Source organism: Methylomonas sp. 11b, from assembly GCF_000515215.1.
GTDB lineage: Bacteria > Pseudomonadota > Gammaproteobacteria > Methylococcales > Methylomonadaceae > Methylomonas.
In genome coordinates this window covers 3,538,276-3,558,734 of the sequence record NZ_KI911557.1, presented here as the reverse complement: position 1 = coordinate 3,558,734, position 20,459 = coordinate 3,538,276, and the positions used below count along the sequence as shown (strand labels likewise).

23 protein-coding genes are annotated in these 20,459 nt (G+C 49.2%); 2 read left to right on the top strand and 21 right to left on the bottom strand.

The window, feature by feature from the left end:
* Positions 1-8 precede the first annotated feature (8 nt).
* The 20 genes from METH11B_RS0117080 to hxlA all read right to left on the bottom strand — a co-directional run bounded on the left by METH11B_RS0117080 (position 9) and on the right by hxlA (position 18,635).
* Positions 9-731 (bottom strand): protein phosphatase CheZ, encoded by a 723-nt coding sequence (locus METH11B_RS0117080; protein WP_020483668.1) that lies wholly within the window; start codon positions 729-731, stop codon positions 9-11.
* Positions 732-748: 17 nt separating this feature from the next.
* On the bottom strand, positions 749-1,135 hold the full coding sequence (cheY, locus tag METH11B_RS0117075) for a chemotaxis response regulator CheY (RefSeq protein ID WP_020483669.1): 387 nt from the start codon (positions 1,133-1,135) through the stop codon (positions 749-751).
* Between the two features lie 87 nt (positions 1,136-1,222).
* Positions 1,223-1,969 carry an RNA polymerase sigma factor FliA gene (locus METH11B_RS0117070; RefSeq protein WP_026603053.1) on the bottom strand — a complete coding sequence of 249 codons (747 nt, stop codon included), beginning with the start codon at positions 1,967-1,969 and terminating at the stop codon, positions 1,223-1,225.
* Positions 1,966-2,799, bottom strand: a complete 834-nt coding sequence (locus tag METH11B_RS0117065) for a MinD/ParA family protein (protein WP_033159408.1) — start codon at positions 2,797-2,799, stop codon at positions 1,966-1,968. The genes METH11B_RS0117070 and METH11B_RS0117065 overlap by 4 nt, the downstream gene beginning before the upstream one ends.
* Positions 2,800-2,830: 31 nt before the next feature.
* Entirely contained in the window at positions 2,831-4,237 is a 1,407-nt protein-coding gene (gene flhF, locus METH11B_RS0117060; protein WP_026603051.1) for a flagellar biosynthesis protein FlhF, read from the bottom strand.
* A 15-nt stretch (positions 4,238-4,252) separates the two neighbouring features.
* A complete protein-coding gene (gene flhA, locus METH11B_RS0117055) occupies positions 4,253-6,358 on the bottom strand; it encodes a flagellar biosynthesis protein FlhA (protein WP_026603050.1) in 2,106 nt (701 codons plus the stop codon).
* Positions 6,359-6,377: 19 nt separating this feature from the next.
* Complete coding sequence (gene flhB / locus METH11B_RS0117050) at positions 6,378-7,505, bottom strand: flagellar biosynthesis protein FlhB (RefSeq protein ID WP_026603049.1); 1,128 nt, start codon at positions 7,503-7,505, stop codon at positions 6,378-6,380.
* Entirely contained in the window at positions 7,506-8,282 is a 777-nt protein-coding gene (fliR, locus tag METH11B_RS0117045) for a flagellar biosynthetic protein FliR (RefSeq protein WP_026603048.1), read from the bottom strand. It lies immediately after the preceding gene.
* Positions 8,279-8,551 (bottom strand): flagellar biosynthesis protein FliQ, encoded by a 273-nt coding sequence (fliQ, locus tag METH11B_RS0117040; protein ID WP_020483676.1) that lies wholly within the window; start codon positions 8,549-8,551, stop codon positions 8,279-8,281. Before fliQ ends, fliR begins: the two co-directional genes overlap by 4 nt.
* A 9-nt stretch (positions 8,552-8,560) precedes the next feature.
* A complete protein-coding gene (fliP, locus tag METH11B_RS0117035; RefSeq protein WP_409521203.1) occupies positions 8,561-9,280 on the bottom strand; it encodes a flagellar type III secretion system pore protein FliP in 720 nt (239 codons plus the stop codon).
* Positions 9,281-9,299: 19 nt separating this feature from the next.
* Positions 9,300-9,743, bottom strand: coding sequence for a flagellar biosynthetic protein FliO (fliO, locus tag METH11B_RS0117030; RefSeq protein WP_026603046.1), 444 nt, complete (start codon positions 9,741-9,743; stop codon positions 9,300-9,302).
* On the bottom strand, positions 9,743-10,195 hold the full coding sequence (gene fliN, locus METH11B_RS0117025) for a flagellar motor switch protein FliN (RefSeq protein ID WP_026603045.1): 453 nt from the start codon (positions 10,193-10,195) through the stop codon (positions 9,743-9,745). The genes fliO and fliN overlap by 1 nt, the downstream gene beginning before the upstream one ends.
* Positions 10,196-10,213: 18 nt before the next feature.
* Complete coding sequence (gene fliM, locus METH11B_RS0117020; RefSeq protein WP_020483680.1) at positions 10,214-11,194, bottom strand: flagellar motor switch protein FliM; 981 nt, start codon at positions 11,192-11,194, stop codon at positions 10,214-10,216.
* A complete protein-coding gene (locus METH11B_RS0117015; RefSeq protein ID WP_026603044.1) occupies positions 11,195-11,743 on the bottom strand; it encodes a flagellar basal body-associated FliL family protein in 549 nt (182 codons plus the stop codon).
* Positions 11,744-12,026: 283 nt separating this feature from the next.
* The gene (gene fbaA, locus METH11B_RS0117010) at positions 12,027-13,106 is read right to left on the bottom strand and encodes a class II fructose-bisphosphate aldolase (RefSeq protein WP_020483682.1); all 1,080 of its coding nucleotides are present in this window, start codon (positions 13,104-13,106) and stop codon (positions 12,027-12,029) included.
* Between the two features lie 103 nt (positions 13,107-13,209).
* Positions 13,210-14,196, bottom strand: coding sequence for a transaldolase (locus tag METH11B_RS0117005; RefSeq protein ID WP_020483683.1), 987 nt, complete (start codon positions 14,194-14,196; stop codon positions 13,210-13,212).
* 284 nt (positions 14,197-14,480) lie between these two features.
* Positions 14,481-15,161, bottom strand: a complete 681-nt coding sequence (locus METH11B_RS0117000; protein ID WP_152428860.1) for a hypothetical protein — start codon at positions 15,159-15,161, stop codon at positions 14,481-14,483.
* Positions 15,162-15,232: 71 nt separating this feature from the next.
* A complete protein-coding gene (gene tkt / locus METH11B_RS0116995; RefSeq protein ID WP_026603043.1) occupies positions 15,233-17,248 on the bottom strand; it encodes a transketolase in 2,016 nt (671 codons plus the stop codon).
* A gap of 202 nt (positions 17,249-17,450) precedes the next feature.
* Positions 17,451-17,984, bottom strand: a complete 534-nt coding sequence (gene hxlB / locus METH11B_RS0116990; protein WP_020483686.1) for a 6-phospho-3-hexuloisomerase — start codon at positions 17,982-17,984, stop codon at positions 17,451-17,453.
* Positions 17,985-17,987: 3 nt separating this feature from the next.
* Entirely contained in the window at positions 17,988-18,635 is a 648-nt protein-coding gene (gene hxlA, locus METH11B_RS0116985) for a 3-hexulose-6-phosphate synthase (RefSeq protein ID WP_033159179.1), read from the bottom strand.
* 433 nt (positions 18,636-19,068) lie between these two features.
* On the opposite strand from hxlA, the gene thpR reads away from it, so the two are divergent.
* Positions 19,069-19,575 (top strand): RNA 2',3'-cyclic phosphodiesterase, encoded by a 507-nt coding sequence (gene thpR, locus METH11B_RS0116975; protein ID WP_026603040.1) that lies wholly within the window; start codon positions 19,069-19,071, stop codon positions 19,573-19,575.
* Between the two features lie 23 nt (positions 19,576-19,598).
* Complete coding sequence (locus tag METH11B_RS0116970) at positions 19,599-19,946, top strand: phenylpyruvate tautomerase MIF-related protein (RefSeq protein WP_026603039.1); 348 nt, start codon at positions 19,599-19,601, stop codon at positions 19,944-19,946.
* A 95-nt stretch (positions 19,947-20,041) separates the two neighbouring features.
* Here METH11B_RS0116970 and METH11B_RS0116965 read toward each other — a convergent pair whose 3' ends face one another.
* Complete coding sequence (locus METH11B_RS0116965) at positions 20,042-20,368, bottom strand: ComEA family DNA-binding protein (protein WP_026603038.1); 327 nt, start codon at positions 20,366-20,368, stop codon at positions 20,042-20,044.
* Positions 20,369-20,459 lie beyond the last annotated feature (91 nt).

Here is a 20,459-nt window from a genome sequence, read left to right as displayed (position 1 = left end):
TGTTTTCCTCAGAAACCTAGACTAGACAGTAAATCATCAACATCGACCTGACTGGTGGCGACATCGCCGGCTCTGTCATCTACTCCGGGGACAACCGGTCCGGGCACTTCGGGCTGCAACGCCGCTCCGCTGCTTGGCGTGATTTTGCGACTGGAAATTTTGATCAGATTAACCATGCTGCCTTCTAGATCCTGCACCAAATCGATAACCCGGCGGATAATCTGCCCGGTAATATCTTGAAACCCTTGCGCCATCAAAATATCGTTTAAACCCGCCTGGATTTTTTCCAGAGACACTTGCGATTGCTCAAAATATTGACTGAGGTCGGCGCTCATCGCCTTAAACTCGTCGAACGGCATTTCCCGATCCAAAAAGCGATTCCATTGCGCCGACAATTGTTTAACCTGCCCGTTCAGTTCATCCGATACCGGCAACAACTCTTCAACGGCGGTTAGCGTCTGATCTGCGGCTTGTTCGGTCATGGCGATCACATAATGCAGGCGCTCCTTGGCGTCCGGAATATCGTGCTCAGCCATGGCCGCTATTTTAGAATCGACGGAAAAACTAACCATGGTGTCGTGCAATTGGCGAGTTAGGCGGCCAATTTCTTTAAACAATTGTGTTTCTCTTAATCCGGCTACTTGATCGAGAATTTCATCGGCAGCCGCTTCGTCGCATTTTTCTAATGCTGCGACCAAATCTCGGGCCAAACTCAGCAGGTCAGTATTCATCGTAATCTCCCTGTGCTTCAGCCGTCGATGCGTTCAAAAATCTTTTCGATTTTCTCTTTAAGCGTAGCAGCAGTAAAAGGCTTGATGACATACCCATTTACACCGGCCTGCGCAGCCATAATGATTTGCTCGCGCTTGGCTTCGGCTGTGACCATCAACACCGGCAGATTGGCCAAACTGGGAGTAGACCTGACGGCCTTCAATAAATCGATGCCGGTCATACCCGGCATATTCCAGTCAGTAATCAAAAAATCGATACCGCCTTTTTCCAAAATAGGCAGTGCCGTTTTACCGTCGTCCGCTTCCACAGTGTTGGTAAAACCCAGATCTTTCAACAGGTTTTTTACTATTCTCCGCATTGTCGAAAAGTCATCGACAACCAGAATACGCATATTTTTATCCAAGGATAATCTCCACCCAGATTACTTTATTGTTAAGAAACCTCTAATTTGTGGCTAATAATTGCGAAAAATTCCTGCAATAACCACATATTAGCTGCACTTTTCATTATCTTTCCCTTCCACCCAATCCGCAAGTCTAGCGCGTAAGCGCAACATCGCCTGACTACAAATTTGGCTAACCCGCGATTCGCTGACATCAAGCACCTTGCCAATCTCACGCAAATTCAGCTCTTCGTCGTAATACAGCGATATCACCAAGCGCTCCCGTTCCGGTAATTCCGAGATGGCCTTGGCCAGGGCTTTTTGAAAATTCTGTTGGATCAGCACCTCATCCGGCTGCTGATTGCCGTGCACATCGTCAATGACGCTGTCTTCGCCTTGCACCAATTCTTCGACGCTAAAGGTCTTGCAAGACACCGCGTCTTGCAGAATATGATGGTATTCGGTCAGATCGATACCCATATGCCCGGCCACTTCGGTATCCTTGGCGTCGCGACCCAGATGGTTTTCAACCTCGCGTATCGCCTCCGCCACCATCCGGGCTTTCTTGTGCACCGAACGAGGCGTCCAATCCGAACGGCGCAATTCATCCAGCATAGCCCCGCGAATGCGGATGCCGGCGTAAGTATCAAAGCTGGCACCCTGGCCGGCATCGTAATGTTTCAGAGCTTCCAGCAAACCCAGCATGCCGGATTGAATCAAATCATCAAGCTGCACCGTATCGGGCAACCGGCCCATCAAGTGGTAGGCAATGCGTTTTACCAGCGGCGCATGTTGAATGACTAAAGCATCAACATTTCCAGCCTGCACGGCAGCATACATTGCCGCTCCGCTCATGCAACATCCTCTTTCGCGCTGTACTGGATCATCCGTTCGACAAAAAACTCCAGGTAGCCGCCCGCTTTGGGCTTGATGGGCCAGCTGTCGATTTTCCGCGCCAGATTCTTGATGGCCAGTGCCGCTTTACTTTGCGGGAACGCTTCCACCACCGGGGTTTGCTTTTGCACGGACTTTTTCAAATATTCGTCCTGCGGTACTGCGCCGACAAACTGCAAGGCCACATCCAAATAACGGTCCGTCACTTTACTCAACTTATTGAACAAAGCCTGTCCATGTTCTGCGGACTGCACCATATTCGTAATGATGTGAAAGCTGTTAAGCCCGTAATCTCTATTCAACAATTTGATGTAAGCATAGGCGTCGGCCAGTGAAGTCGGCTCATCGCAAACCACCACAATGATTTCCTGACAAGCACGGGCAAAATTCACCACGCTTGCCGAAATACCGGCAGCGGTATCGACGATCAACACATCCAACTCTCGGTCGATTTCGCTAAAAGCCCTTATCACGCCGGCTTGCTCGATACTCGACAAATCGGACATCCGCTGAATACCCGACGAAGCCGGAATGATTTTTAGCCCGGAAGGCCCGGTCATCATGATTTCCTTCAGACTTTTTTCGCCGCTCAATACATGCGACAAATTGAATTCGGGAAACATCCCCAACAAAATATCGACATTAGCCAAGCCCATATCGGCATCGAGTATCGCCACGCGCCTGCCCATTTTGGACAGCGCCACGCCGATATTCACGGAAAGATTGGTTTTACCAACCCCACCCTTGCCACTTGTTACAGCGATTACTCGCACCGGTTTCATATGTCTCATTTGTCTAATTCCAGCTGCCTGATCGAATGACTTATGCATGGCTTTCCGCCAGCCAATCTTCAACATTCACGTCGTCGCCATAGCCATGGTCCTGATCGACATTTTCCATACACTGCTGAATCAAACCGTTGGCATCGGGTAAGTAAATATCCTCTGGAACCTGCTGACCGTCAGTGATAAATGACAATGGCATTCGCCGCTCGATAATCGCCGACAACGCGGTACCTTTGCTAACTGCCTCATCAAACTTCGTTAGTATAGTCGCTTGTGGTTCGAGTATTCGGAACGCGTCCATAATTTCCAGCATTGCTTTATATTGCGTGGTGGCGGACATCACCAAATAGGAGCGTATAGGCAAATCGCCATGTTGCAAGGTTTTCAGCTGCTCCGCCAAGCGCATATCGCGCTGACTCATGCCGGCGGTGTCGATCAAAATCAGGCGTTTGTCGGAAAAACTATTGATATGCCTGCGCAATTCCTCCGCATCGCCCGCCACTCTGACCGGCACATCCAGGATTCTGCCGTAAGTATTGATTTGCTCGTGGGCACCGATCCGATAATTGTCCGTGGTAATCAGCGCAATCTGCCGGGAGCCGTGTTTTAAAATAAACTGAGCGGCCAACTTAGCGACTGTCGTGGTTTTACCAACGCCGGTCGAGCCGACCAATGCAGCAATACCGCCTTGATCCAGCAAGTTGTCATCGGCTATCGGCACGAGTCTAGCTAACATTTCCTGGGCTTTGCCGATGGCCAAATCGAATTGTTTATGACTACCAAGCCGGTTGGCTATCTTGCCCGCCAAATTTTTCGAGAAGCCGCACTCCAGCATCCGATCACGCAAATCGTCGTGTAAAGGTAGTCCGTGTTGGGGCATTTGCATGACTATATTCGACAGCTTACTATCCAACATGGTCCGCAGTTCTTTCATTTCCGCACGCATTTCGTCGATGAATTTATCGCCATTGTGCGCTTGCACCGGACGCGGCTCGGTCAACGGTTTTAATTTTGGATCGGCATTCGCCCACGCTGGTTTTTCGACTTGGCGAACTTTTTCGGAGATTTTCTGCGCGTTGTTATGACCGACCTGGAGTTTTTCGGCATAACCGACGTATTGATCCAGATTACGGCGTATCGGATTTTCCGGAATACTGCCTTCTGCGCCGCGTTTTCTGGCGCTGCTTAAAACATGCAACGATTTTTTTTCGGCTTCGAGATCAGGCAAATCGACTTTTTTAACTTCATTAGGCGGCGATTTTTCATCTTCGCGTTGCTTGAGATTTTTATGAATGACCTGCTCGTCAAAGTCGCGGGCCGCCACGATTTCCACGCCGCCATCCACCGAACGGTTGGACATAATCACTGCATCGGCGCCCAATTCTTCTTTGACCATGCGCATGGCCTGCCGTATGTCTGCTGCAAAAAAGCGTTTAATTTTCATCGCGCAACCTCTGTTTTATTGTCCACGCTGTCCCACTGTGGAAACCACTCGGATCTGCCGATCTTGCGGGATTTCATTATAGGCCAGCACATGTAAGCCGGATATCGAATGACGAACGAAGCGAGCCAACCAGGGGCGGATATAAGAGGACACCAACAATACTGCGGTTTGTCCTTCCATTTCCATCCTTTGCGCACTTTCCTCCAGGGATTTGTGCATCTGCTCGGCCAAGCCAGGCTCTAAACCCGCACCACCTTCGCCCGCCGTCTGCAATGACCTATGCAATATCTGTTCCAACCCTGGATCGAGCGTAATAACCGGGATTTCCGTCTGTACGCCATTGATTTCATGGACAATTGAGCGCCCCAAGGCCGCCCGTACCGCCGAAGTCAAGATGTCCGGATCTTGACTCTTCACCCCGTACTCCGCCAAAGTTTCGGCGATGGTCCGTAAATCGCGAATCGAAACCCGCTCTTGCAGCAAATTTTGTAAAACCTTCACCAAAATACCCAAGGGCAAGGTTTTCGGTACCAGATCCTCGACCAGCTTCGGTGCCACTTTGGACAAATTATCCAGTAACTGCTGCGCCTCTTCGTAACCAAACAATTCGTGCGCATTGCTTTGCAGAATATGACTGAGATGCGTGGCAACCACGGTGCTGGGATCGACTACCGTGTAACCCAGAGTTTGCGCCTGGTCTTTTTGATTGGCATCGATCCAGATAGCATCCAAGCCAAAAGCCGGGTCTTTACAAGGCGCGCCTTGCAATGTGCCGAACACCCGGCCTGGGTTAATCGCCATTTCTTTCTCGGGCATGATATTGGCTTCGCCGACGCTCACCCCCATCAAGGAAATCCGGTATTCGGTAGGCGACAAATCCAGGTTGTCCCGAATATGCACCGAAGGAATTAGAAACCCCAGCTCTTGCGACAATTTCTTGCGCACGCCCTTGATGCGCGTCATTAATTGCCCTCCCTGATTTCTATCTACTAGCGGAATCAAGCGATACCCCACTTCCAGACCAATCGCATCGACCGGCATCACATCGTCCCAGCCTAATTCCTTGATCTCGGTTTTCGCCAGCTGTTGCGGCGAGACGATGCGTTCCATTTCCAGGGCTTTTTCTTCCTCCAGCTTACGGCGTCTGTCGATAAGATAAGCACCGCCGACCAGTGTCAACGCCAGCAAGATGAACACTAGATTCGGCATGCCGGGAATGATGCCTAAGATGCCCATAACCGCCGCAGTGACCAGCAGCGTGCGCGGATCTTCGAACAGTTGCGAACTCAACTGCTTGCCGATGTCCTGCTTGCTGCCGCGAACCCGAGTGACCACCATCGCGGCAGCGACCGATAATAATAGCGATGGAATCTGCGCCACCAATCCGTCGCCGATGGTCAGTAACACATACACATTGGCGGCATCGGCGAAGCTCATGCCGTGCTGGCCCACGCCTATCGCCAAGCCGCCTATCATGTTTACGAACAAAATGATGATGCCCGCTACCGCGTCGCCGCGCACGAATTTACTGGCGCCATCCATCGATCCGTAAAAATCGGCTTCGGCAGCCACTTCTTCGCGGCGGGCACGAGCTTCATCTTGGTTGATCAACCCGGAATTCAAATCGGCGTCGATAGCCATCTGCTTGCCCGGCATCGCGTCCAAGGTAAAACGGGCGCTCACCTCCGCTACCCGTCCGGCACCTTTGGTTACCACCATAAAATTGATGACAACCAAAATCGCAAACACTACGATACCCACCGCAAAATTGCCGCCGATGACGAACGAACCGAAGGCTTCGATCACTTTGCCGGCGGCATCCCCACCCTCATGGCCGCGAATCAACACCACCCGGGTGGAAGCCACGTTCAAGGACAGCCGCAACAAGGTTGCCACCAAAATCACAGTGGGGAAGGACGCAAACTCCAACGGTTTGAGGGTGTAAATCACCACCAGCAGGATAATCAGCGAGAACGCAATATTGAAGGTAAAAAACAAATCCAGCACAAACGGCGGCAGCGGCAAGATCAACAATGCCAGCAACATCACAATCAACAGTGGCGCACCCAAGCCCAAGCCGGTCAATGCTTTCAGTGCGTTGAGTAGTTTCGTAAAATCCATAATTCAGTTCGATACCGGGCTATTGCTTAAAGTCGTCGGGTACTTGCACATCGGTGGGTGGAACCGGTTTGTTCCAGCCGTATTGCGTCGAAGCCCGTAATTGAAAAACGTAGGCCAATACTTGGGCGACCGCTAAGAATAAGCCGCGCGGTATTTCCTGATTCAGGTCGGTGGAATAATATAAAGCTCTCGCCAGCGAAGGGGCTGCGACCAAGGGTACTTGCGAGGCCATTGCCAGTTGCCGAATCTGCGCGGCTACCAAATCGGTACCTTTGGCAACCAGCAAGGGCGCGCCATTGCCGCTCTGATCATATTTTAAGGCTACCGCGAAATGGGTGGGGTTGGTGACGATGACATCGGCACTAGGCACTGCATCCATCATCCGCCGTTGTGCGGCCTCCATCTGCATCCTGCGAATTTTGCCTTTAACTTCCGGATTACCCTCTTGATCCTTGGCTTCATCGCGAACCTCCTGCTTGGTCATTTTCAATTGGCGCTGGTGATTCCACAATTGATAGGGCGCATCCAGCATCACCAACAGCAAAAAGGTAGCGCTTAAAATCACCAAACAGAAGGAAATAATATCGCCGACATGATGGATGGCTTGATCGAGGGGCAAGCGGCTCAAACCCATAAAATCGTCGAAGTACAGTTTGAACAAATTCCAGGAGACAATCGCAACCAGTATGGTTTTGATGATGGCCTTGACCAGTTCGACCAAGCCTTGAATTCCGATGATTTTTTTTATCCCGGTCAGCGGATTCAGCTTGGAAAACTTCACCTCGAAGGCTTCGCTGGTAAAGTTCCAACCGCCCAACATCATCGCCGCAGCCAAATCGGCAACCACCAATACCACCAAAAACGGCAGAATTACCCACAAACCTTCGGCAAACGCCGCCTTCAAATAAATCAAAGGCGTCGCCGGATCGAACACAGCCTCCCGCGACAACTGCAAGGGATGCCTCATCATCTCCAGCATGCTACGCCACATACCTTGCCCGAAATAGAAAAATAGCGCCGAACTGGTAATCAATGTTACAAAGGTGTTGAGTTCCTTGGACCGCGGAACCTGGCCTTTTTTACGTGAATCGGTAAGTCGCTTACCGGTGGGGTCTTCGGTTTTATCTTGACCGGAATCTTCTGCCATTTATTGCAACCTCAACAATGCACCGACCAGCGCGAAGCCGTTGTGCAGCATATCGCTAAAGCCTTCCAGCATGGTCGGCAGGCCAATCCAGATTAAGCCCATACCCAGCATGATGGTGATTGGGAAACCGACACCGAATATCTGTAACTGCGGCGCCGCTTTTGACGCAACGCCGAAACTGATGTTGACGAATAACAATGTCGCCATCACCGGCATGGCCAGCAGCAGGCCGTCAGCAAATATCAGACTGCTCCAACTGATTACCCGCCACAAGTCAGTCTTATCCATACCGATACTACCCACCGGCAAAGTATGGAAGCTTTGCGCCAACATCTCGATCAGCAATAAATGACCATCCACCGCGAGAAATAACAAGCTGCCGCTAATTACAAATAATTGGGCAATCACCGGCACCTGCACCCCAGTTGCCGGATCGACCATGGATGCAAAACCCAAACCCATGCTGTAAGCGATAGTCTGTCCGGCAAACAACATTATGGAAAAAACCATCTGTAGGATAAATCCAGTGGTCAGGCCCAAGGCAACCTGCTGTACCGCCACCAGAAACCCTTGGTAGCCAAACATTTCAATGTCCGGCATCGCCGGCAAAGTCGGCATAATTACCCAGGTAATCAATAGGCTGGCGATTAATCTTACTTTGGCCGGCACCGCTTTGACGCTAAAAACCGGCACGGTGATAAACATGGAACTGATGCGAAAGAATGGCCAGACAAACGAAGCAAGATACCGCAGTAACTCGTCTTCGCCGAAGTTCATCCTATTAGCGTAGGAATATCGCGCATCAAATCTTGGAAATAATCGATGAGCATTTGCAACATGCCGGGACCGGCTATCATCAATACCGCGATAATAGTCGCCAGCTTGGGGATAAAGGTCAGAGTCTGTTCTTGAATCGAGGTTGCGGCCTGAAACATGGACACCAGCAAACCAACAACCAAGGATGCAATCAAGATGGGCCCCATTAATTTTAAGGAAATCAATACGGTGTCCTGGGCTATTGCCGAGATGGTTTCCGGTGTCATCATCGGCTTGGCCTATACGTAAAAGCTGGCTGCCAGCATTTCCATCACCATGGTCCACCCGTCCGCCAGCACAAACAACATAATCTTGAAAGGCAACGAGACGATCATCGGCGACAGCATCATCATACCCATGGACATCAATACACTGGCTACCACCAGATCGATGACCAGGAACGGCAGAAAAATCAGGAAACCTATCTGAAAAGCAGTTTTCAACTCACTGGTCACATAAGCCGGCACCAACAAGGAAAACGGCACATCTTCCGGTTTATCGATTTGCTCGCGGCCGGAAATCCGCACAAAGGTATCCAAATCCGCCTCGCGGGTTTGCTTGAGCATGAACTGTTTGAACGGCTCCGAGGCATTTTGCAACGCAGTTACGGCGTCAATTTTTTCTTCCATATAAGGCTGCACAGCAGTTTCATTAACCTTTTCTAACACTGGCATCATGATGAAAATAGTTAGAAATAGCGATAGCCCCAATAACACTTGATTGCTTGGCGCTTGCGCGGCACCTATGGCTTGGCGCAGCAGGCCCAGTACGATCATGATGCGAGTAAACGAAGTCATGGATAATAACAATGCCGGCAACAAGGTCAGCATCGTCATCAACGCTAAAATCTGGATGGTGACCGTGTAGGTTTCGCCGCCTTTAGGGTTGCTGGTCACCGTAATGGCATCTATGCCTACTGCGGCGTAAACAACTTCCGGTAAAAACAGTAAGCTGATCATCAGGCACGAAAAAATCAACTTAATCATGGTGCTTACCTTGCATGACTTGCAGCAATTTCTTGGCAAATACGCTGGTTTCCTGCCCCTCTGCGCTATTCATAAACAAGCGCTGGTCGCCTTCGAGCTCAAGCAGTTTATCGATACGTCCGCTACTAACACCTAACAGTAGCTGTTTCTCACCGACTTTAACCAACACCAATTTTTCGCGCATACCCAACGACAATCCGGCCAACACCGCTAGCTGACTTTTACCGACAAAAGCCAAACTACCGCTTTTACGTAATAGCCACACCGACAGAAAAAATAGCGCCAATACCAATAACAATGCCAACAGCCATTGTGCGACATCTCCGGAAGTCACTACTTTCGCGGTCTGCCTGGGCAACGCAGCGGTTTCGTCAGCCCATACAGCAGGTGCAATTAATACCGAAATAATTTGGGTAGCCAAGCGAGATAAAGACATCAGCCTAGCTTTCTGACCCGTTCCGACGGACTGATAATGTCGGTCAGCCGAATACCAAACTTGTCGTTGACCACCACTACTTCGCCGTGAGCGACTAAAGTACCATTCACCAGCACATCCATCGGTTCGCCTGCAAAACGATCCAACTCCACAACTGAGCCCTGGTTTAGCTGCAACAAATTTCGAATATTGATTTTGGTTCGACCGATCTCCAGCGACACCGTCACCGGCACATCGAGAATGACGTCCAGTTTGACTTCATCATTGCTAGGACCGTTATTTCTGGATTTTTGCTCGCTAAACTCGGGGAACTCGGCGGCGGCAAAACCTTGCTGAGAGCTCTTGGCGGCGTTTGCTTGTTCCTTCAGCGCGTCGCCCCAATCAGCTTCAGCATCGGCTTGCTCGTTCATCGCTGCGGCCCAGTCGTCGCCGATTTCGTCGTTTTCACTCATGCTTATCCTTCCCTGCTGTTAAATATTATCCAGCGTCATTTTTTCTGTAATTTCGATGGCGTAGTTACCATCCGAAAGACCCAATTTGCCTCGAAAAACCGGTACGTCTTCAACTTCGAGTAATACGGTTTCCGGCATTTCTATAGGAATCACGTCGCCCTTTTTAAGTTCAATCACTTCACTGATAGACATTTCTTTTTCTATCAGTTTACTGTTGACGATCACTTCGCTACGCATAATTTCGACTCTTAGCGAATCTTGCCAACGGCCATCGACCTCACCTCGGTCGCTGGTTACCGCATCCAGCAACTCTCTAATCGGCTCAATCATGGAATAAGGCATCGCGATATTGATATCGCCGCCGCCGCCTTCCAACTCCACATGGATAGTGGAAATCACCACTATTTCCGAAGGACTGACGATGTTAGCAAACTGCGGATTCACTTCCGAATTGATATATTCAAAGTCGATATCCATTACCGGCTTCCAGGCTTCAGCCAAATCCTTGAAAATCATATCGATAATCAGCCGAATAATGCGCATTTCGGTTGGGGTAAACTCCCTGCCCTCAACCTTGTTATAAAACTGACCGCCACCGCCGAAAAAGTTATCGACAGCGGTAAAAACCAAACGCGGTTCCATTACGATTAATGCCCGGCCGCGTAAAGGCGACATCCGAATAACATTCAAATTTGTGGGTACGAATAAGCCCTGAATGAATTCAGAAAACTTCTGTACCTGAATCCCGGAAACGGAGATTTCCGCAGCGCGCCTTAAAAAATTAAATAACGCTATCCGGAAATGGCGAGCAAAACGCTCATTGACCATTTCCAAGGTGGGCATCCGCCCCCGGACAATCCGTTCCTGACTATTAAAATCGTAGACTCTAGCCGTGCCCCGACTATAGTCATCATCAACTCCTGTATCGACATCACCGTCGTCCACGCCATGCAGTAACGCATCGATTTCGTCTTGTGATAATAGATCGGCGGTTGACATTTATTGCATTACAAATTCAGTGAAGTACACATCTTTAACGGTATTTTTACCGGCCATTTTTTCCAAAACTTTGCCAATTTCTGCCTGCATCATAGCTTTTAGTTCTTGCTTTCCTTCCAAGGTTTTCGCTTTTTCCGCACCCACCGCACTAATGGCCATCAACAAATTATTGCGTATCATCGGCTCATGTTTTTTCATTGCATCCTTACTCGCCTCGCCTTTCATCAGTATTGTCAGGGAAATTCTGATCACTTTTGCGCCAGAGCCGGCGGGAAAATTAACCAATAAGGGACTTGGTAAATCATAATAAACATCAGGCTCAGCGACTTTTTCATGGTCGGCTTCTTCTTCATGCGCGGCTTCTTCCTTGTGCTCCTCCTTGCCGTGCTTGGCATCACCTTCTTCTTTATGCTCGGCGTCAGCTGGCTTATTCAGAAAGAAATAAGCCCCACCTCCTGCGCCAGCCAAAATCAATATAACCGCGGCGATTATTATGATTATTTTCTTGGAAGACTTCTTACCTTCGTCTTTCCCATGGGCTTCTGCCATTTTCCACCTTTTAAATTTTTACAGCACAATACGCGCCAAAATACTCAAGTTCAATCAGACCACAGCCCTAAAAACAGCTGGATTTGATCATACAAGAAAAAACATCGTTTTAGAATAATAGTATAGCCGTCACTTGAAAGCAGTTAGGCATAAAGCGGAGTTCAGGTATGCAAAATATACCTGGAAGAATTGTAGCTCCTAAGTCAAATTTTTGACTCAGATTGTGAATGTTTTACAGAAAGGACTGCAAAGACCTCATGGCCTTTGCAGTTTTATCAAGATATTACAGCGAATTAACGGCGTTTAATTCTTGGAAGGCTTGCTCTAAACGAGTCACCATGCCAACTTGGCCGGCACGTTGCCAAACCCGTGGGTCATAGTATTTTTTGTTCGGCTTATCAGCACCTTCCGGGTTACCGATTTGGCCTTGCAAATAAGCTTCGTTTTTCTTGTAAAACTCCATCACACCGGCCCAAGATGCCCATTGAGTGTCGGTATCGATGTTCATTTTAACGACGCCGTAGCTGATAGATTCTTTAATCTCTTCTGGAGAAGAGCCGGATCCACCATGGAACACGAAGTTCAATGAGTTTTGCGGCAAGCCGAATTTTTCTGAAACGTATTTTTGCGAGTTAGCCAAAATTGTCGGCGTCAATTTAACGTTGCCCGGAGAGTAAACACCATGAACATTACCGAACGACGCAGCAATAGTGAATCTGTGGCTGATTTTGCTCAGTTGCTCGTAAGCGTAAGCAACATCTTCCGGCTGGGTATACAACGCAGAATGATCCATACCGCTGTTGTCGACACCGTCTTCCTCGCCGCCGGTACAACCCAGTTCGATTTCAAGAGTCATACCCATTTTGGACATGCGCTCCAGATATTTACCGCAGATTTCAATGTTTTCTTGCAAGCTTTCTTCGGAAAGATCCAGCATGTGCGAGCTGAACAATGGCTTGCCGGTTGCAGCAAAGTGCTTTTCACCCGCATCCAACATGCCATCAACCCATGGCAACAATTTTTTCGCCGCATGGTCGGTATGTAAAATAACAGGGACGCCATAATGCTCAGCCAAAGCATGCACGTGATGAGCGCCAGAGATCGCACCAACAATTGAACAACCTTGCCCTTCCAACTTCAAGCCTTTACCGGCAACAAATGCCGCACCACCATTGGAGAACTGAATCACAACCGGCGACCTTACTTTCGCCGCTGCTTCCAATACCGAGTTGATCGTATCGGTGCTGATCACGTTCACAGCAGGTAAAGCAAATTTATTTTCTTTGCAAATTGCAAAGATTTTTTGTACATCTTCACCGGTTACGACACCGGGCTTAACAACATCTAATATTTTTTGAGACATGCCATAAATCCTGCTTAGAAATCGGGTTGCTCAATAAACAGGCAACCCGAGAAATTCGTAATGGAACACTGGCAACAAGAACAACTCGCTGCCAGCTATCTTTTTAAGCTTCCAAACTAGCCAAACGCTCTGACAACAATTTTTCCAAAGCTTCCAAAGCTTTGGCGAAGCCGTCGATGCCTTCAGCCAATTTTTCTTTGGCCATACGGTTTTCTTCGTGCATCCGCTCAAAAGTTGCTTTATCGACAGTGATTTTTTCGATTGCGGCGTTCGCTGCATTAGCAGGATCCAGTTTACGCGGCAGGTCACCTTCAACGGATTGCAGTTCAGCCAACAGCGATGGAGCAATAGTCAACAAATCACTACCGGCCAGTTCGGTAATTTCACCGATGTTTCTGAAACTTGCACCCATTACTTCGGTTTTGTAACCGAACTTTTTGTAGTAGTTGTAGATTTCAGTTACTGACAATACCCCTGGATCTTCAGTCGGGGCATAAGAGTCGCGGCCGGTGTCTTTTTTGTACCAATCCAGAATGCGACCGACGAATGGCGAAATCAGTGTGATGCCGTTTTCTGCGCAAGCAATCGCTTGATGCAAGCCAAACAACAACGTCAGGTTGGTGTGAATGCCTTCTTTTTCCAATACAGCAGCAGCTTGGATACCTTCCCATGTTGCAGCAATTTTGATCAGCACGCGCTCTTTAGAAATACCGGCGGCTTCGTATTGTTTAATCAGGTCCCGGCCTTTGGCAATGGTTCCTTCAGTATCGAAAGATAAGCGCGCATCTACTTCGGTTGATACACGACCCTCGATGATTTCCAGTATTTTTAGGCCAAAAGATACCGCCAAACGGTCAAATGCCAAAGAAACGACATCCGCGGCAGCGGCGGCAGCACCCAAGGTTGCTCTTGCACCTTTCAACGTATCATCAACGATACCTTGATACTGCGGCATTTGCGCGGCAGCGGTAATCAATGATGGATTAGTGGTCGCATCGCGTGGTTTAAATGTTTCAATCGCTTGAATGTCACCGGTGTCGGCAACAACAACAGTCATTTCGCGGAGTTGTTCGAGTAAATTTTTTGCCATAGGATTATCCTCAGATGTGTTGTTAATTTTTCCCCCTCGTTTGAACCGAGCTTTACAAGTAAAAGATGTTCAGCAATTCTTGCAGGAGATTGATTGCAAAAGAGTCCCTGGTGATGAAACTCTATTTTTAGATAATTTGATAAGACTGAATCGCCACTTGGCATATATTCAAAGCCGAAACAAACGCTTTAAAACATACGAAGTGGCGATCATTTAAATCTGCCGGATAAGAGTTAACGCTTAACCCTTAAGTTCCCGCGATCAGCATCATAAATCAGATGCTATTAAGCTTTATCACGTAAATACTTTTCCACGCCAGTCGCTTTCGCAGCGGCAGCTTCCCGATCTCTTACGATTTGCTTTGCCATGTATTTAGCAACGCCTGTAGCAGGATTGGAATCTTGTTTTTCCAAGTATTTGGCAACACCGGTTTTATTCGCACCCATCTTTTCCAAATACTTTTCCACGCCGGTAGCACCAGATGCAACTTGGTAATCATTAGCTGAAGAACCTTTGGCACTTTTAGGCGATTTTTTGTTGTAAATAAAAAATCCTGCTACCGCCAGCAAAACCAAGCCAATGTAGGAAAAATCTGAGGACGCGGCTTTTTCTGTTTGTATAACATCTACCGCTGCTTCCGCAGAAGTTGTGGAGGCAGATGAGCTTGACGATTTAGCCGCACTTGGTGCTGCTGCGCTGTGCTTATACTCAGCATCGCTGTATAACACTTTAGGTTGAAAATTCGTCGCAGGGAAAGCTGGATCCGCTTCAACTTCTTTTGCAGCAGGTTTCGCCGCAGGTGCTGGAGCAGCAACTGGCGCCGATTTGCTGTCGTTATATTCAGGATTGGTATAGAGCACCTTTGGCTGATAATCAGCCGCCGGATAATCCGATCCCGCCATAGCTAAGGAACTGGTCAGCATTAGAGCTGCCATCACGCCTTTCGTTAATTCATTTCTTTTCACGTCTATCACCTATGCTGTTAGAAACGTGAGGCTTCGGTCATTTAACCCAAGCCTCACCTAAGTTTACAAAATTAAAGAACGGCTTCCACATTAGCGACGACATTGTCCACGGTAAAGCCGAACTCTTTGAAGAGTTGACCTGCCGGGGCCGATTCGCCGAAACGGTCCAATCCTACGACTCTACCCGCGCTGCCGGCGTATTTCCACCAGCTGTCGGTTACTCCCGCTTCCACTACTACGCGCTTGGTCACACTCGGTGGCAATACGCTGTCTTTGTACGCTTGGTCTTGCGCTTCAAAGACATTGGTCGATGGCAAGGACACCACGCGGATGTTTTTGCCTCTGGCTTCCAGCGCTTCAGCGGCTTTAACCGCCAATTCCACTTCAGAGCCGGTGGCAATGATGATGGCATCCGGGGTACCGGCACTGTCTTTCAGGATGTAGCCACCTTTACTGATGCCGTCAATCTGGGCTTGGCTGCGCGCCATGTGCGCCAGGTTTTGCCGGGAAAAGATCAGGGTGCTTGGTCCATCTTGACGCTCAATCGCGGCTTTCCAGCACACAGCCGACTCGACGGCGTCGCAAGGGCGCCAGACCTGCATGTTCGGAATCATGCGCAGGGTGGCGGTTTGTTCGACGGGTTGGTGAGTCGGACCGTCTTCGCCCAGACCAATGGAGTCGTGGGTGTACACAAAGATGGTCGGGATTTTCATCAACGCGGCCATGCGCAGGGCGTTACGGGCGTATTCACTGAACATCAGGAAGGTAGCGCCGTAGGGTTTGAAGCCACCGTGCAGGGTGATGCCGTTCATGATGGCGGACATACCGAATTCACGCACACCGTAGTAGACGTAGTTGCCATCGAAGCCCGGTTGGTTGACGTCTTTGCAGCCGGACCACAGGGTCAGGTTGGAGCCGGCCAAGTCGGCAGAGCCGCCCAGCAGTTCGGGCAACAAGGGGCCAAAGCCGTTCAGGGTGTTTTGCGACGCTTTACGGCTGGCGATGGTTTCGCCTTTTTCGTTGACAGCGGCGATGAAGGCGTTGGATTTATCCGCCCAATCGGCCGGCAGTTCATTTTTGATGACCCGACGTTCGAATTCGGCTGCCAATTCCGGATGTGCGGCTTTGTAGGCAGCAAATTTGGCGTTCCAGGCGCTTTCCAGTTGGGCACCTTTGGCATTAGCATCCCAACCGGCTTTGATGTCGGCAGGAATGTCGAACGGCGCATGCGGCCAACCCAGGTTTTCACGGGTCAGGGCGATTTCCGCTTCACCTAAGGCCGCACCGTGGCATTCTTCTTTGCCTTGTTTGTTCGGCGAACCGAAACCGATGGTGGTTTGGCAGCAGATAATGCTCGGTTTGTCGGTGACTTTTTTCGCGGCTTCAATGGCAGCTTTGACGGCGTCGGCATCGTGGCCATCCACTTTAGGAATGACGTGCCAGCCGTAGGCTTCGAAACGTTTGGGCGTGTCGTCCAGGAACCAGCCGGCGACGTTGCCATGACCGCGGACTTCGCCGTCGATGGAGATGTTGTTGTCGTCGTAGAAGGCGATCAGTTTGCCCAGCTTCATGGAGCCGGCCAGGGAGCAGGCTTCGTGGGAGATACCCTCCATCAAGCAACCGTCACCCAGGAATACGTAGGTGTGGTGGTCGACGATGTCGTGGCCCGGACGGTTGAATTGGCCGGCCAGTGTACGTTCCGCTAAAGCGAAACCGACGGCATTGGTGATGCCTTGGCCCAAAGGACCGGTAGTGGTTTCGACGCCGTCGGTGTAACCGTATTCAGGATGACCTGGGGTTTGCGAGTGCAGTTGACGGAACTGTTTCAGTTCTTCGATCGGCAAATTGTAGCCGGCCAAGTGCAGCAAAGAATAAATCAGCATAGAGCCGTGGCCGTTGGACAGGATGAAGCGGTCGCGGTTGGGCCATTTAGGGTTGCTGGGGTTGTGTTGCAGAAAATCGTTCCACAATACTTCTGCGATGTCGGCCATCCCCATCGGTGCACCGGGGTGCCCGGAGTTGGCTTTCTGTACGGCGTCCATGCTAAGTGCGCGGATGGCGTTCGCTAAGTCTCGGCGCGAAGGCATGTTGGTCTCCTTTTTATTTTGTTATTTTAGTTGCGACATTTGATTACTCAAACATCACTCTGGCTGAGGCTGGTAAATACAAGGAAGACCAAAACCACACTCTCGTTCATTCAGACTGCTGGAATCGGTATCGCCTTGACACCCGAATGTAATGTAAAAAACCCGTGACCGAATTGCTCCGGCCACAGGTTCACACGCTAAGTTATTCCAAATTGGCGTGTCTTGATCTCATTTCTTCTTCTGCAATACCTTTATCGTGGATTACATGCGAAATTGTCGCTTCCAGGAAAAACAAGGTAGATAATTCAAACACAGTACCCATAGGCATGCCTTTGACTTTACCGTATTGTTCGGATCTGCCGATTTGCAAAGTGACATCAGCCATGTCGCCAATCGTTGAATCGTCCTTAGCCGAAATCAACACAATCTTTGCGCCGACTTCTTTGGCTTTTTTGGTAAAGGCAATCAACTGCTCGGTTTCACCGGAGCCGGAAATAATGATCAACAAATCGCCAGCTTTGATGCTTGGCGTAACAATTTCACCGACAACGCTAACGTCATAGCCGCCATGCATCAAACGCATAGCAAAGAAATTGCCGACTAGCTTTGAACGGCCAGCGCCCGATATAAAAATGCGCTTAGCCTGATCCAGCATGTCCACCAAGGTTTTGTCATGCGAGTCGGGTGTCGCTTCCAGAATCCCTGAGATTTTGTCAATAATTAACTGCTGATGCATGACTTATACCGCCGCTGCGTCAACCAATTCACGGATTTCACGAGCTGCTTCAGCAGGTGAAGGAGCACCGTAAATAGCTGCACCAACAACGATGATGTTAGCGCCAGCTTCAACGACTTGTTGTACAGTCGCTTGTTTGATACCGCCGGCAACAGAGATACGCACATTCAAGCCCAAACGAGCGATGTCGTTCAGATCAGTAAACGGTGTGTGACCGGCTGCTTGCGCGTCCAGACCTGTGTGAATACCAACGATTTGCGCGCCCAATTTAACGGACTCTCTAGCGCAGTCTGCTTTGTCGGCAACGTTGATCAAGTCGATTTGAGTTTCAGCGCCATGTTTTTTCGCAGCCTTGATAACGCCTGCGATAGTGGCCAAACCGGATACGCCCAATACGGTGCAGATATCCGCGCCAGCAGCATAGAAAGCGCCGGCTTCGTATTCGCCAGCGTCCATGGTTTTCAAGTCAACCAACAACAATTTGTCCGGGTAACGTTGTCTCAGTTCTTTAACCAAGTTGATACCGTTGTATTTAATGCAAGGAGTGCCGATTTCAAAAATGTCGACATAGGGTGCTACTTGATCTGCCAATGCAACTGTTTGGTTGAAATCCAGTGAATCCAACGCCATTTGAATTAATGGTCTTGCCATGTGATGTGCTCCGAAAGTTTTAATTTTTAGTAATAGCCGATTCTTGCAAATTGCCACAACCCGCTAGGCTTGTCACGTACGTGTGATGCATTTGTAACTGTAAGGTAGAAATGGGATATATGTCAATGCTTAGCAACTACGCGCAGTCTATAGGTTATGCGGACAAATTGTTACTAGACAATTCCGCGACGGAACCTAAAGCTGAACAAACCCACAGGCAAGCCGAGCAAAATTCAATTTCCATTTTAGGATTCACCGCTTACGAGCTGATAAATCTTGATTTTTTTTTGGCGAATTGCCTATCCTCGCAGCAATTGAACAGCATCCTTTAGCCTGATCGCCAGCTCTCGGCACCCAAATCGCAGTATTTTGCCTACCATCGAAAATATGAAAAAGTCATACCTCCATCTAACAACAACCGGAGAAGGACAGCTTGAAACGTCTCTTTTTTGCCTTATGGCCGGAACAAAACGCCAGACAACAATGCGCGGCGTTAATCAACAAACTAAACCGGACCGGAAAACCTGTTAAAGAAGCAAATTTACATGTCACCGTGTTGTTTTTAGGGAGAATTTCTCCAGAACAACAGGCCGTAATCACCGGGGAAGCGGGAAAACTGCCATCGCCGCCGATAACGTTGAGTTTTGACCGCCTGAGTTTCTGGAAAAAACCTGCCGTACTATGCCTGACTGCCTGTCAATTCGATCAAAGCGTGTCGATATTGAACGAAAACTTGGCCCGCATAGCCGAACAACAAGGCATACCCATCGAAAACAGACCGTTCAAGCCGCATGTCACTTTAGTTAAAAAGGCTAATTCGGCAATCGATCTCGATTTCGCCCCCATTCTTTGGCGGTCAAACGGCTTCTGCTTGGTAGAATCCTGCTCAGGTTCGGATGGTGTTGAATACCGGATCATTCAACGCTGGCCGACAATCTAGCCCCAAAAAACAGGAGACTAATCATGCCTTTTTTAAAATTGAACACCAATTCAACGCTCGACACGGAACTGAAATCAAAATTGCTAGGCGAACTATCGCAACTAGTGTCCAAAGAGACAGGCAAGCCGGAGCGCTACGTCATGATTAGTATTGAGGAACACAACGCCATGCTGTTTGCCGGCAACACATCGCCCTTGGCATATCTGGAATGCAAGAGCATTGGCCTGAGCAGCAGCCAAGCCAAAAGCTTGTCCGCATCAATATGCCAATTGCTCAATACCCGGCTTTCAATCCCTCAAGATCGGATTTATATCGAGTTCAGTAACTGTCCGGCTGATTTTTGGGGCTGGAACGGCTCGACATTTGGCTAAACTACCCGGACGTCGAATAAATACGAGCGCGCATTTCAGACAAAACAGACTCAATGAGTTGGCGAGCCAATACCAAGCACGCCAACTCAGTCGCCTTATTTTGATTTTTTGGCTTCTTGGAGTTTTTCCGGCTTCTCTGGCTTATCGGCTTTCACGGCAGTAGCGGGGGCTGGATCGCCAATCAAGATATTCTTTTCATTCTGCTGGATGGTTTTCTCACCAATTCCCGGCACATTTTCCAGATCTTTCAATGATTTAAAATCACCATGCTCTTTCCTGTATTGGACCACGGCCTCGGCCTTCTTCGGACCTATGCCGGTCAGCGTCTTGGCAATAGTGTCAGCATCGGCTTGGTTGATATTGATAGGATCGGCCAAAACGACAAAAGAACACAGCATTAAAAGCATAAATAACTTTTTCATGGATTTTCTCCGACTGTAAGATAAATAAAGAACGCCCGGACTAATCAGCGCATGAAAAATCAGCTGATCTTGTGAGCTAGGCAATCTTAGC

Bases quoted from the DNA above. Each gene is read 5' to 3' on its own strand.
- fliR (WP_026603048.1), bottom strand. From the start codon at position 8,282: ATGAACTTCGGCGAAGACGAGTTACTGCGGTATCTTGCTTCGTTTGTC.
- flhF (WP_026603051.1), bottom strand. From the start codon at position 4,237: ATGAAAATTAAACGCTTTTTTGCAGCAGACATACGGCAGGCCATGCGC.
- METH11B_RS0117070 (WP_026603053.1), bottom strand. From the start codon at position 1,969: ATGAGCGGAGCGGCAATGTATGCTGCCGTGCAGGCTGGAAATGTTGAT.
- tkt (WP_026603043.1), bottom strand. From the start codon at position 17,248: ATGCCTTCGCGCCGAGACTTAGCGAACGCCATCCGCGCACTTAGCATG.
- METH11B_RS0117065 (WP_033159408.1), bottom strand. From the start codon at position 2,799: ATGAGACATATGAAACCGGTGCGAGTAATCGCTGTAACAAGTGGCAAG.
- fliQ (WP_020483676.1), bottom strand. From the start codon at position 8,551: ATGATGACACCGGAAACCATCTCGGCAATAGCCCAGGACACCGTATTG.
- fbaA (WP_020483682.1), bottom strand. From the start codon at position 13,106: ATGTCTCAAAAAATATTAGATGTTGTTAAGCCCGGTGTCGTAACCGGT.
- fliP (WP_409521203.1), bottom strand. From the start codon at position 9,280: ATGATCAGCTTACTGTTTTTACCGGAAGTTGTTTACGCCGCAGTAGGC.
- fliN (WP_026603045.1), bottom strand. From the start codon at position 10,195: ATGAGTGAAAACGACGAAATCGGCGACGACTGGGCCGCAGCGATGAAC.
- METH11B_RS0117080 (WP_020483668.1), bottom strand. From the start codon at position 731: ATGAATACTGACCTGCTGAGTTTGGCCCGAGATTTGGTCGCAGCATTA.
- fliO (WP_026603046.1), bottom strand. From the start codon at position 9,743: ATGTCTTTATCTCGCTTGGCTACCCAAATTATTTCGGTATTAATTGCA.
- METH11B_RS0117005 (WP_020483683.1), bottom strand. From the start codon at position 14,196: ATGGCAAAAAATTTACTCGAACAACTCCGCGAAATGACTGTTGTTGTT.
- fliM (WP_020483680.1), bottom strand. From the start codon at position 11,194: ATGTCAACCGCCGATCTATTATCACAAGACGAAATCGATGCGTTACTG.
- METH11B_RS0116965 (WP_026603038.1), bottom strand. From the start codon at position 20,368: ATGAAAAAGTTATTTATGCTTTTAATGCTGTGTTCTTTTGTCGTTTTG.
- METH11B_RS0116970 (WP_026603039.1), top strand. From the start codon at position 19,599: ATGCCTTTTTTAAAATTGAACACCAATTCAACGCTCGACACGGAACTG.
- flhB (WP_026603049.1), bottom strand. From the start codon at position 7,505: ATGGCAGAAGATTCCGGTCAAGATAAAACCGAAGACCCCACCGGTAAG.
- hxlA (WP_033159179.1), bottom strand. From the start codon at position 18,635: ATGGCAAGACCATTAATTCAAATGGCGTTGGATTCACTGGATTTCAAC.
- hxlB (WP_020483686.1), bottom strand. From the start codon at position 17,984: ATGCATCAGCAGTTAATTATTGACAAAATCTCAGGGATTCTGGAAGCG.
- flhA (WP_026603050.1), bottom strand. From the start codon at position 6,358: ATGGATTTTACGAAACTACTCAACGCACTGAAAGCATTGACCGGCTTG.
- METH11B_RS0117015 (WP_026603044.1), bottom strand. From the start codon at position 11,743: ATGGCAGAAGCCCATGGGAAAGACGAAGGTAAGAAGTCTTCCAAGAAA.